9 protein-coding genes and 1 other annotated feature are annotated in these 13,268 nt (G+C 38.1%); of the genes, 2 read left to right on the top strand and 7 right to left on the bottom strand.

From position 1 onward, the window contains the following. Nucleotides 1-14: 14 nt before the first annotated feature. Nucleotides 15-233, bottom strand: a binding site (T-box leader). A gap of 43 nt (nucleotides 234-276) precedes the next feature. From IGL32_RS04285 to IGL32_RS04255, 7 genes are all read right to left on the bottom strand, one after another. Next, a complete protein-coding gene (locus IGL32_RS04285; protein ID WP_002358035.1) occupies nucleotides 277-621 on the bottom strand; it encodes a winged helix-turn-helix transcriptional regulator in 345 nt (114 codons plus the stop codon). A gap of 69 nt (nucleotides 622-690) precedes the next feature. Next, nucleotides 691-4,485 (bottom strand): helicase-exonuclease AddAB subunit AddA, encoded by a 3,795-nt coding sequence (addA, locus tag IGL32_RS04280; RefSeq protein ID WP_156210067.1) that lies wholly within the window; start codon nucleotides 4,483-4,485, stop codon nucleotides 691-693. Then, nucleotides 4,478-8,068, bottom strand: a complete 3,591-nt coding sequence (locus IGL32_RS04275) for a PD-(D/E)XK nuclease family protein (RefSeq protein ID WP_002379318.1) — start codon at nucleotides 8,066-8,068, stop codon at nucleotides 4,478-4,480. Before IGL32_RS04275 ends, addA begins: the two co-directional genes overlap by 8 nt. A gap of 110 nt (nucleotides 8,069-8,178) precedes the next feature. Then, a complete protein-coding gene (lepB, locus tag IGL32_RS04270; RefSeq protein WP_002358039.1) occupies nucleotides 8,179-8,727 on the bottom strand; it encodes a signal peptidase I in 549 nt (182 codons plus the stop codon). A 220-nt stretch (nucleotides 8,728-8,947) separates the two neighbouring features. Then, on the bottom strand, nucleotides 8,948-9,667 hold the full coding sequence (locus tag IGL32_RS04265) for a LutC/YkgG family protein (protein WP_002379317.1): 720 nt from the start codon (nucleotides 9,665-9,667) through the stop codon (nucleotides 8,948-8,950). Then, nucleotides 9,660-11,132 carry a LutB/LldF family L-lactate oxidation iron-sulfur protein gene (locus IGL32_RS04260; protein WP_002365496.1) on the bottom strand — a complete coding sequence of 491 codons (1,473 nt, stop codon included), beginning with the start codon at nucleotides 11,130-11,132 and terminating at the stop codon, nucleotides 9,660-9,662. The genes IGL32_RS04265 and IGL32_RS04260 overlap by 8 nt, the downstream gene beginning before the upstream one ends. Nucleotides 11,133-11,144: 12 nt before the next feature. Continuing rightward, entirely contained in the window at nucleotides 11,145-11,906 is a 762-nt protein-coding gene (locus tag IGL32_RS04255) for a (Fe-S)-binding protein (protein WP_002365495.1), read from the bottom strand. A 369-nt stretch (nucleotides 11,907-12,275) separates the two neighbouring features. Here IGL32_RS04255 and IGL32_RS04250 point away from each other — a divergent pair, with 369 nt between their 5' ends. Then, entirely contained in the window at nucleotides 12,276-12,563 is a 288-nt protein-coding gene (locus IGL32_RS04250; RefSeq protein WP_002384728.1) for a hypothetical protein, read from the top strand. 485 nt (nucleotides 12,564-13,048) lie between these two features. Continuing rightward, nucleotides 13,049-13,234, top strand: a complete 186-nt coding sequence (locus tag IGL32_RS04245) for a hypothetical protein (RefSeq protein WP_002358046.1) — start codon at nucleotides 13,049-13,051, stop codon at nucleotides 13,232-13,234. Nucleotides 13,235-13,268 lie beyond the last annotated feature (34 nt).

The raw sequence follows: 13,268 nt of genomic DNA, 5'->3' as shown, positions 1-13,268 counted from the left end.
TAACCCATTCCTTTCAAAGGAACGAGCTATCGTGTTACCATCCTAATTCATAACAAATTGTTGTCATGCACTCATTTCATTTAACGGCAATTACCGGTTTGCTTTCTTCTTGAAAACAAACAAACTCAGGAAGTGAATTTCGCTTGGTGACTGTGTAAATCAGCTTCCAGTCTCTGGCTGACTCTCCCTAAAACACGTCAATTCAAACTACTTGTTTCCATCACTGTTTTTTTAGTTATTTAATTACGTTTAGTTTACAAGAAGTTTTGCTTGCGGTCAACTGCATTCTTCGTCTTTTACCCATTTTTCTGCCCAATGTTGAATTTGTTCCATTGCTAATTGCAAGTCTTCGCCTTTTTCGGTTAGGAAATATTCTAAGCGATTTCCTTCACCGCAACGAACAGCTTTGGTGATAATTCCTTCAGCTTCTAGTTCCTTCAATCGCTCTACTAAGACACGATCACTTAACATTGGAATTTTTTCTTTTAATTCGCCAAAACGTTGAGGACCTCGTTCTAATAAAACATCAATAATTAAACCATTCCATTTTTTACCAAGTATTGAAAATGATTTTTCAAATTTGGGACAAAGTACAAACGATTCTGTTTTTACTTTTTCCATCTTCCTCACCTCTTCAATGAGTATAGCACATTCCTTACAAAATGTAAGTGTTTCTGCTTCTAATTTTTTCTACTTTATAAAATCTACAACATTTCCTGTCTGCATGTCAATAATTACTCCTCCATTTAATAAAATTAAATAGACGTGCGACACCTCTTTATGCGTTGCCTCTTGTAGCGCTCTACGATAAAGATTCATCTGTCCGCGATACCGTTCGACAATTTCAGAAATCGCTTGGGGAGAGGTGCCTTTTACATGATCGGTTTTATAGTCATACAAAATGCATTGATTGTCTAATTCGATATAGCCATCAATAATCCCATGAATTAATAAATCATCTTGTGTCGTTTCTGGATAATTTTGAATAAGCTCTTCTGCTTCAATCAGCATAGAAAAAGGTTGTTCCCTTCTAACGGTTTGATGGTGTTGAATCAATTGTTTTCCTAAGGCGGTATCAAAGAAGGCCACGATTTGTTCCAGATTCATTTTTTCAGCAATTGCTGGTAAAATCAATTTATTTTCCACTAAGCGTTCTTGAACAGCTCGCACTTCCTCGTAAGAAGGTTGCTTACTTAAATCAATTAGTTGTAATAAATAATGGGTTGCTGTCCCAATTTCAGCTGCTGAGGGCGCTTGAACCGTATCTAAAAATTTAGGCTTACTTAAATCTCCTTCAATCATTCGATTGACAATCAACGGTTGCGCTTGAATAGTATTGTCTTCCCGAACCTCAATTTTACCAATTTCTTTGTTATCGGGGTCATCAAATACTCGCTTGATTTCAGAAACAGACTGATAACTGGTGGTCCGAGTAGCCACTTCAAACGGATAATTGAAACTTAACCGTGCAAGACCACGATTGATTTTGTCAGCAGATAATTGCGCTTTTTCGGCTAAATCCTCTGCTTGTCTTTCTGGCAATTGTAATTGCTGAATGGCTGCTCGTAGTTGTTCTTCGTTGAACCACTGAATATGAAAGTTAGCTGGGTGCTTTTTGACTTGCGGAACGTTACTTACTACTACTTCTTGCTGATATTCATCGGCTTTTTGATGGCGTACCAATGTCATCCCAACCCAATTCATTAAACTACTTTTACTTTGCAAGCGATTTTCAGCTGGTAGCACCAGTGTTTCTACATCGCCAACTTTCAGCCACTCTTTCCACATCGCCGCTTGGTCTTTATAGGAGCCCACCAGAAAAAGTTTCTGTTCTGCACGTGTCAACGCCACATATAGCTTCCGCATTTCTTCAGATAGTAATTTTCTCAATCGTACTTGTTTAATCGCCAAAAATGGTAAAGTATCGTACATAACTCGTTCTTCAGGTTGTAAATAACGAATGCCTACCCCTAAATTTTCTTCAAAGATATAGCGTTCATTCAAATCACTGACATTAAATTCTTTGGTCATATCTAAAACGAATACCACCGGAAATTCTAACCCTTTACTAGCGTGAATCGTCATGACGCGTACGGCATTCTCTTCACTTAAAACGACTGGTTCCGCTAAATCTTTGTCTTTTTCTTGCATTTTTTCGATGAAGCGAACAAATTGAAATAATCCGCGGAAGGTTGTTTTTTCATACGCCGCGGCCCGATCGACCAACGCATATAAATTGGCTTGGCGTTGTTTACCAACAGGCAACCCGCCAACATAATCAAGGTAGGCCGTTTCCCGATAAATCGTCCACAGCAAGTTGCTAAGCTGGTTGCGTCGAGCCTGTTCCCGCCATTTTTCTAATGATTCAGCAAAACGTATAGTTTTTTCCTGAACAACTGCTTCCTCCATGGTTGGTTCCATCTTTTGATTAAACGTTAAAAATGCTTCGTAGTAACTGGTTTCCTTATTAGCCAAACGAATAAGCACTAATTCGTTTTCTTTTAATCCAACAATTGGTGAACGTAACACAGCTGCCAAAGGAATGTCTTGATAGGGATTATCAATCAATTGAAGCAAGGCAATCATTGTACGAATTTCCGTTGCTTGGAAATAATTTTGAGCATCATTGACTTGAACTGGAATTTCTAATGATTTAAAAACATCTAAAATAGTTAAATTATTTTTCTTTGTAGGCGTTAATAAGACAATATCTTGATAAGTAATCGGTCGATCCGTTTTCAGCTTTTTATCATAAATTAAGAAATTTTGGTCAATTAATTCACGAATTTTCAAAGCAGTAACGTAAAGTTCCCCTTCTGTCTTATCTTCAATCAACAACTCAGGAGATTGTAATTCTGGAAATTCAACTGATTCTGTTGCTTTTTTTTCATAAATTAGCAATTCAGTTGAATAATCAGCCGCCTCCGAAAATTGATCAAAACCATGAACCAAAGCAGCTGACTCATCGTAAGCAATTTGGTCCACTCGCTCATCCATTAATTGACTAAATACTAAATTCGTAAAGTCTAAAACGTCTTTGCGGGAACGAAAATTTTCAGCTAGAATAATTCGTTTGCCCTCTTTGCCTTGCCCATACTGATTGTATTTTTCAATAAACAATGTAGGATCTGCCAAGCGGAAAGAATAAATAGACTGTTTCACATCTCCTACCATAAAAAGGTTTCCTTCTGCGCTAAGCGGGCGGCGCAACCAATACAAAATAGATTCTTGTAATTGATTGATATCTTGGTATTCATCGACTAACACTTCATCAAATTTTTCTCGATAGTAAACCGAGGCTTCTGATGCATGCCAGCCATCTGCCTGATTTTTCGCTAAAATAGCTAACGTATAATGTTCTAAATCGTTAAAATCCACTAAATTTTTAAGCCGTTTTTCTGCGCCATAGGCCTCCATAAATTTTTTCCCCACGTGAGCCATTTCTTGAACAATGGGCGTGGCCTCTTTCAAGACTTGTTTCATGGCATCTGGAGAAAGTGTAAACAGTTGCTTTTTCAAATCATTTAACGCTTTTTTATTTTGTTCTCGCAACTGTTTGGCTTGTTCCGCGGTCGGTTTCAACTCTTCGGCACGAACTGTTGGGTAGCGGTCAAAGCTTAACAATTCAGTCAAATTATAGGCGCTTTCTAAATCATTTCTCTCTAAAAATTGTAAAAATTGTTTTGTTTGTTCCTTTTCATTTTGAGCTAAATACCAAATCTTTTGAAGTTTCTCTTCGCCCTCTGTTAAGGTCACCATTTCTTCGTAACGCTGAAGAGTTCGTTGTAACGTCTCAACGGCTAGCGGTTTTAAATACGTCTGAAATAACGTTGATTCGCCTAGCTGATCCCCTACTTCGTAGGCTTGTGTTAAGCCATTAATCCACGCCTCTGGATCAGGATTGGCTTTGGCAAATTCATAAAAAGAAAAAATTAAGTTAGTGAGTCCGTCATCACTACGATCATTGGAAAAATTCGCTGTTAATTGGTAAAATTCTTCTTGATTTTCCGCATAAAATTGTTCACGTAATGCATCCCAAACATCTTCTTTTAATAACAATGTTTCTGTTTCATCTGTTAACATCCGAAAAACTGGATCTATGTCAATTAAATAATAAAAACGACGAATAACAGTTAAACAAAAGGCATGTAACGTGCTGATATTGGCTGTTGGCAAAAGAGCAATTTGACGAGAAAAATGCCGTCTTCTTTCTGGATCTTGTTCTTCATTCATTGCCTTTTGTAAAGCCACTTGGATACGTTCTTTCATCTCACGGGCGGCGGCTTCAGTGTACGTCACAATCAAGAGACGATCGATATCGACGCCGCTTTTGACTTTTTCAATGACACGGCGGACTAAAACGGTGGTTTTTCCTGAGCCAGCCGAAGCAGAAACTAAGATATTTTCATCGCCATCAAACACCGCTTGCCATTGACTGTCGGTGAATTGCTCATTGGCTGGACGTAGTGGAATTGTTTTACTCATCTTCGGTTGCTCCTTCCTCATCTTTGTTTAACAAGCGCGCCATAATTTCCTCTTTGGATAAATTCTCAATACGATGATAATTATTTTCTTTTAACATCACATCAAAATCACAGACACTTCGAAACGGACAATAGCGACAAGCAATCCGTTCCTTGCCTTGATAAGCGGGATTAAGTTGAACTTCGCCGCCAATAATTTGATTCCCCGCTTCAATAAATTTATTTCGGTTATGGGAAAGCAACGCGCCTAATTCTGGTTCTGTCACAAATTTATCTTCTTGGCGACGACCAGGTTTAATTTGTTCTTTGGCGGATTCTTCAATCGGAAACAGCAACGAACTTTGTTTAGCTTGCAGACTCGTATCTAAATGATCCAATAAATCTGGGTCTTTCATCAAAAGACCATCAAACTGATATTTTTTAAGCATTTGTTGTTCAATGTCGTCTTTGCCTTCATAAGATAACGTAGGATTGTGTACATGCAGATAAAGTGAGCCAGCAGGTTTAGCTTCTTGACCAACTAATTGCACAGCATCCATTAAAGCCACATCCAAGTACGTCAGCATTTGCATGGCTAAGCCGTAATACGCTTCTGTCATATTAAATTTACGGTGACTCGATTTATAATCAATCACACCTAAATAGGTTGATTCGGGTGTAACCAATTGATCAATCCGGTCGATTTTTCCCCGAACATGAATTTTCCCTTGATTTTTTAATGGTAATTCCAAACCAGAAATTCCTTTTTTAGCGGCAATTTGGCCAAATAACACTTCCGTTTGAACAGTCGTCATGCCACTTCGTTGGCTTTGGCGTTTCAGCGCCCAACTGACTTTTTTAATTGTTTGACTCAATTGATAGCGAATATAGTTCATGCGACTAGAGGTCGTTAATACAGAAAAACGTGCATCCCCTAAAATACTATTTAGTACTTCCTCCGCCAATAAATTGACTTCCTGATCGGTTAATTCAGATAAGTTCCGTTGATTCATAATCAATAATTTAAAGAACTGATCCAATGCTTCATGGAAAAATTCCCCTGTAGCTGCTGGCGAAAGCCCAAAGACATCTCTTTCTTTCAAACGTAAGCCATAGCGAGAAAAGTATTGATATTGACAGCGATAAAAACTCTCCATCCGAGAAACGGATGTATAAATATCTTTACCATATAAAGGTTCTGCTAACACCTCATCAATCTTTTCAGGAATATTTTGATGCGTTAAACTTTCGAAAACTTGCTTGGCTAGCGGCGCAATTGATTGGTTCATTAGCGCTTTTTCCATATTTAACCAGAAAGGCAACAATCCTTCTTGTGTTTCTTTCCGTTGTCTTTTCAAACGCGTTAATTCACCGATTAACGTCCGATACGTACTAATATGGGCTAAACTGGTCGTTTCATCATCGAAAATGGTTGTTTCATTTTTTTCAAAAACGGGCAAGTTTAAATCTTTTTGGATATTTTTAAAATAAGGAGACGGTTTGACTTCTTGAGCGGTGTCTTTAACACTTGGATAGGTTAAATATAACCGTTCTCGCGCTGAAGAAAAGACGAGATACGCAACAAACGGTTCTTGCGCAATTTTGCGCCCAGTTGTCCCACGTAAATATTGGTTTTCCGTTAAAGTATCATTGATTGTCTGACGTTCTTCATCAGACAATAGTGTTTTATTTTCAATCTTTTGTGGAAAAATTTCTTCCGTCATCCCAATAGCAAAAGTAACCTTGGCAGCGCCAGGTCGAGTTAAATCCATTGCGCGAACTTGTACTTGGTCAATCGCTGTCGGCACTTTACTATAGTGCAAACCTTCCAAACCACTAACAAATATTTCTTGAAACGTTGTAAAATCAAACGAACTTTCTCCGTAAACAGTGACGTATTCATCTAGTAATGACATCAATGCATCCCAAGTCTGTTCATGGTTACGAGCTGTTTCTAGTTGACCTGCTTCGATAGCTTGTAAGCGCCACATTTTTAATTGTGTTGCCACACCACTTTGCAGTAAAAAGTGATAGAAGACGGTCGCTGCTTCCAAACCAGTTTTGGCACTTATCATTGCTTGAAAGTAACTAGGTAACAGCCGTTGAAGCGATTGACGAATCGCATTTGACTCTTCTTCCATCGTAGCGACATCTTCTTGCTCTTCCGCTTCAAAATCATACCGAATAAATTCCCAATCTTTTTCTTGTGACCAATAATAACCTTCATAGCCGTATGCCAGGACTACATTTTCGGTAATATCAACTTTTCTGCGCCAAGCGTTCCGTTGGTTTAACCAATCAGTCAAGCTTTCTTCAGAAGTAGCGAGTTGATTCATTGGCATAAATAATTCCGTTCTCAAAAAACGGAGCACATCGCGATAACGATAATTGTACGAATGAATAGCAAATAAAGATTCAATCCATTCGACTAAAGGATGCCGATCCATAGCCATATCTCGGTCGACATAAACAGGAATCTCGTGTTCCGCAAAAATCGGTTCTAATAAATTTTCATAACAATCTAAATCACGAGTCAACACCTGAATTTCTTTGTACCGATACCCTTCTTCCACCACTAAACGGCGAATTTCGGTTGCAACATGTGTTAATTCTTCTTTAACGTTTTCAGCACGCCACAGAAATAAGCCATCGCCCCTCCAGTCAGCTGTGCTTAATGGAGGCAGGTGTTCTTGCGATTGAATCCAATAATCGTTTAATCCTTGCAAATCTGGATTTGTAATTAATACCTCTTTCTTTTCCACATAATCTGAAAGAATCGGGATTTGCTTCTGTCTTGCTAGTTGATAAAGCTGATGATAGGTTTGTCCCGCTTCATAAAATAACGACCGCGGATCAGGTAAGTCATGCGGATATTGTTTGTCCAATAAAAGGGCTACTTTCACAGAACCTGCTTGCGCCATTAGCACTTCAATCAACTTTAATTCTCTGGCAGTAAACTGCTGATAGCCTGAAATAACGAATTGAACATTCGACAAATCAACCGTTTGTAAATACTCGCTTAAATGTTGAATAATCTCCGCTGATTCATAGCCATACTGACTCATTTGCAATTGGAATCGCGTAAAAATTAACGTTAAATCTTGAAACTTAAGTTGTAAATCTTGTCCTTTAGGGTTCTCCGTTTGTTTTTCTAAAAATGGATAAAGCTCCGCAATCTCAATATTGCCTTCGCGCATTTCTTGATAAAGCTGAAATAGTTGCTGAATAAAGCCAGGCTTGTTAATTTCACCTCTAAAAATTTGTAACTCTTCTTCTGCTTCTACTAAAATTTTGCGAAAAATCATCGCAGCACCTGCATCAGATAAAACATCTGCCGAGTAAAAAGGTGTATGTTGTAAATAGTACCAAGCCAAACGATAAAAACTAAAAACCTGCAGACGGGTACTGGTTATTGAATCAGACGTAGTTGTCTGTAATTGACGTAACTTTTGCAAGACTTGAATTTCTTGCTCAAACTTAATATGGTTCGGGACTAAATAGAATACTTCATGCTGTGCGTCTTCCTCTAGCCATTGTTTTGTCGCCTGTATAAGTGGCGCTTCTAAGTCTGCCACGGCGGTTCCTCTAATAAACTGCACACTCATGGTTTCACATCCTTTTCCTTTGCACTGCCTTTATTTTACCACAAAAGAAGGACGGAAACATGTGTTTGTTTTTACACATTTCCGTCCTTCTCTTTTACTCATTGTCTCTTTTATTGTTTTGACACTTCTGGTATTGGACCAAACCGTGAGAATGGCCACATCACAAATTTCACTTCACCCAAAATATCTTTTTTATGAATAAAACCAATGACACGACCGTCTTTTGAATTCCGTCGATTATCACCTAAAACAAAGTAGCTATCTGCTGGTACTTTTTCTTTTAATGAAAAATCGCCTGTCAAAGGTTGACCATCTGTTAAGGCTTTTTTAAATTCATCTAAATAGGGTTCGTCAACTTCTTTTCCATTGATGTACAACGTATCATCCTTGTACGCAATTGTATCTCCAGGTAAACCAATCACACGTTTAATATAATTTTTATCTGGTTCATCTGGCGCTGGGAAAGTAATAATATCGAAACGATTAATTTCTGTGTTTTTTAACGTAATTACCCGTTCACCATCTGCTAACGTTGGATCCATTGAATGACCTCTCACTACGACAGGCGTAAATACAAATTGTCTCAGTAAAAACAGACCCAAAGCTAAACAGGCAAAAAAGACGACTGTTTTAATTAATTCTTTTGATTTCAAACTCATTCCTCCAAAAACCTTATTATCTTATGTCTCATATTCTACCACAAAGTAAATCAATCCTATAGTGCTTAACACCCAATTAATTTTTATGTACGCTTTTTTTACAAAATGGTCAGAAAAAAAACGTATTTCTTTCAAATTTGATTCTTACTTTTTTGATCCTGCTCATAAAAAAAGCATAATCAATTCTAAAAAGGGCTGAATTGATTATGCTTCTAGCGTTTTAGCGATCCATCACAACCACGTAACAAACTTCTAAAGGACCATGCAACCCGACAACCAGTTGCATTTCAATATCTCCTGAATTAGAAGGCCCTGAAATAAAGTGAATCGCTGAGCCGATTTTTTCGCCTTTTTCTATTTTTTCTGTATAAAAAGCTGCTGGCTGAGTCGAACGTGGAACGAGTTTGCTAAACGGTATAATTGAAATGTAATGCTTCGGTAAAAAATGTAAGGCTCTGCCTTGTCCCGCATTGGACTCCACCACAATCGTTCCTGATTCAGCTAGTAAAAACTCAGCAAAGGCAATCGCAATATTTGCCTGAGCAGCTGTTTGAATATTCGCTTCTCGTTGCTCACTTCCAGGTTGCCATTGCTTAACAGAAACAGCCTCTAATGACTTAGCTAAATCAGCTAATCCATAGGCTTCAAAACGTGCATCTGTTGGCAATAAAAGATTGTCCCCACCAAACTCAGCAACAATTTGCTGAATCGTCGTCAGTAAATTTTCTTGTGTGGTTTCCACTAAGTTCGTGTGAATCGTTTCCACACGTTCTTTCACAATCGTTAATAGCTCTGCTGGTGTTTTATCTGCCAACTGTTCTTCTGGTAAATGATTAACTGGCTCAAATGGATGGGCCGAAACAGGCTGTTTTTCTACGTCTAATTTTTCTCGTAGATTTTGTAAAAAAGGTTCTCGATTTTGAATCGCTTCGTTAGTCATTTTTTTCACCTTCTTGATGTTTTTTGAACCAACTTCTGAAGTTTTCTGAAGATTTTGGTGGTCTTGGCAAATCACGAACATCGGTCCAACCTTTTACTAACCCTGGTCCTTTATCAAGGTAGCCTCCATGATTGTACATGTTTTCAACAGTAATGTCTTTTTGTTTACTTAAAATGCCCGCTGCAGCATGATCGACTTTCATGGCTGCTTTAAACATTGCTGGTGAACCAGTGGCTTTACCTACCATACGCATTTGGAAATCTTCAAATCCATGTTTCATTTTCAGATCATCGGTCATCACTTTACGATGTTCAATTAATAATTCGTGCAATGGAATTTTCACAGGACACGTTTCCGTACATGCCCCACAAAGACTAGATGCATAAGGCAATTCCCCAAACTGTTTATATCCACCTAAAATTGGAGAAAGCACAGCACCAATTGGTCCTGGATAAATAGAGCCATAACCGTGCCCTCCAATATGGCGATAGACCGGACAAACATTCAGACAAGACCCACAACGAATACACTGTAAGACTGGCTGAAAGGCTGTTCCTAACGCTTTTGAACGTCCGTTATCCAAAATGACCACGTGAAATTCTTCTGGACCATCGGATTCATCCGCATTTTTTTGCCCGGCAAACGTCACATACGTTGTTAAATTTTGACCAACGGCACTTCTGGCTAAAAGGTTATCTAAAACCTCTGCTTCACGCATTGTTGGTACGATTCTTTCCATCCCCATTAACACGATTTGTGTCTTAGGAATACTGATGGTCAAATCAGCATTTCCTTCATTTGTATTTAAGTTAATTAAGCCGCTATCCGCAATAGCGAAATTACAACCTGTAATGCCAATCTCCGCTTCCAAAAAGAATTTGCGCATCACTTCTCGTGCACAGCGTGCCAAATTTACCGGGTCATTATCTCCTTGATACCCTAATTTTTTCGCAAAAACCTGACGAATCTGTTCGCGATTTTTATGAATACTTGGGAAAACAATATGTGACGGCTCATCCCAGTCATCCATTTGTAAAATGAATTCCGCCAAGTCTGTTTCCATCACACTGACATCGTCTAATCCCAATAACATTGGATCAATATCGACTTCGGTCGTCACCATTGATTTAGATTTCACAATTTTTTTCGCCTTTTTTTCTAGAACCACTTGTTTCACATATTCATTGGCCTCTTCGGCGGTTTGAGCAAAAAAGACTTTGCCACCTCGTTTGGCAACGTTATCACTGAACTCTTCTAAATAGTCAGGCAGATACTGAATGGTATGTTGGCGAATTTGTTCTCCCAGTTCACGCCATTGTGGCCAATTGCCTAAAGCTTCCCGCGCACCTTCTCGTTTCTCCCATTGGGCATCTTGTGCTTTAGCGACAGCCTTTTGCATAAACACATCTTTTTTACTTTCTTCAATTCGTTCACTTAACGGCTTATTGCTCGTTGATAATCCCACAGTTCTTCCCCCTTACCCTACCGATATGATTTGTGGTTGGTCCATGCGTGCTTCATCCACTTCGTGATTAAGGACTTCTGCAATATGCATAATCTTAATCTTTTTCCCATCACGATTGAATTTACCCCCGATATTCATCAGGCAACCCATATCCGCACTAATTAAAATTTCTGCGCCTGTATCAATCACATCGTTCATTTTTTCCGTCACCATTTGTTCAGAAATAGCTGGCATTTTCACTGAAAACGTTCCGCCAAATCCGCAACAATTTTCAAGATGTCCTAAAGGAATCATTTCTAATCCTTTCACATGATCCAACAAAACAAAGGGTGATTCTCGTTCATTTAAAATTCGCGTCATATGACAAGAACGATGATAAGTGGCTTTCCCATGTAACGTTGCGCCAACATCTTTGACCCCTAAGACACGATAAAGAAACTGACTAAACTCGTAAGTTCGCTCAGCTAAACGTTGTGCTTTTGGTCCATAAATAGGATCATCTGCTAAAAATTTGTGGTATTCTTTCATCATGCCGACACAAGACCCCGCAGGTCCCACCACATAATCGGCACCGTCAAAACTATCAATTTGATTCTTAAGCGTTGTCGTGCTCTCTGTCACATAGCCACTATTATACGTTGGCTGACCACAACACGTTTGGCTTGTTGGTAAAACCGTTTCACAGCCATAACGTTCCAAAACCTCTACCATTGCTTGCCCTACATTTGGAAAAAGTAAATCCACCACGCATGTCGAAAATATACTCACTTTCACGCAAAATAACCTCCTCGTTTTCTACGAAAAGGCTCCATGAAATTAATTGGGCGGCTGTCATTAAAAGTCACTTGGCTGTCGTCTCTAACTACTTCACAGTGCCTTTTCAACAAATACGTTATTTGTAACAAAAATCGTTTTTTAAAATGATTCTTATACAATAATTATTTTACCAGTATCTGGTTTTAACAGCAAACGATTCCAGAAATTTTGTGCATTTTCACACAAAAAAGGAGGCTTTTTTATAAAAGTTTCTTTTAACCCCTTTGAAATTCGTTTTTTCTGAAGAAAAGAGTGACGAAATTTTGAAATTTTGGTAAACTAAGAAAAAACGAGAAACGAGGGCCATGCATGTTCATTTCATTTAACATGTTTATTCTATTAATTGTTGCAACGATCCTAATGATTTTTCTGATTATCTATTTGACAGTCACTGGAAATGATAAAAATAATAAAAAGAAACAAAAGAAAGAAACAAAAAGAACTACGCCAACTTTAAACAAAAAAACAACTGTTCCCCCTTCTCAGAAGCCAAACGTTGTGACTGATGTTGCAAAAAAGAGCGAGCCAGAAAAGCAAGCCGTACAACGAACACAGCAATCAACCACTAGAGAGGACGAGACTTCTCAATTTACACGAAGCCAACGTCATAAATGAAAATGGGCGTGGGATAAAAATCACTTTGGATTTTTACTTCACGCTCAAAAACTGATAAACGGCGGGAACAGAAGCAACACTACGCGTTGCTTCGTTCTCAACAACTTCTAAGAGCTAAACCTCTAAGAGTTGAAGGTCCTTCGGAAATAAGCCGAAATTGTTGAAAATCACGAAGAACGTAGTGATTCGATGATGAACAATACCTACTTGGTCTCCAAAAATTATAGAACAATTTTCAGAAATCCCTTCTTATTGCTGAGAAACACTATTTGCAAAGCAAATAGATGTTAAACAGTACCTACTTGGTTCTAGGAGTTAAACACTTCTGTCCCGACCTCATTTTCTAATTCTTAAGATAATCAGCTGAACAAAAAATCCGCTAGTTGTTTCACTTTTTCTTTTAATTAATGATAGTTTATTCTTCTTTTCAGGTGTATACTAAATGATTGAAAAGAGACTTTAACTAATTAGGAAGAGGTGATTTTTTGTCTGCAAAGCGGTTTATTCAATTATTCATTTGTTATGCTATTTCAATGATTGTCGCAATACTTTTAACGGACTTATTTAATTTCTCGAGTCCTATAGCTTATTTAGTAGTGGCTAGTATCATCGGCTATGTAGTCATTACTGTTCCATTAACAATTATGACTCTATTAAAAAATAAAAATTAATAAAAAAATTGAGCGATTTTAATCACTTAAATTG

The sequence above is a fragment of the Enterococcus sp. AZ035 genome (assembly GCF_050548325.1).
Classification (GTDB): Bacteria; Bacillota; Bacilli; order Lactobacillales; family Enterococcaceae; genus Enterococcus; species Enterococcus faecalis.
The sequence above is the reverse complement of the archived record's forward strand: the minus strand, read 5'-3'. Positions and strand labels throughout refer to the sequence as shown.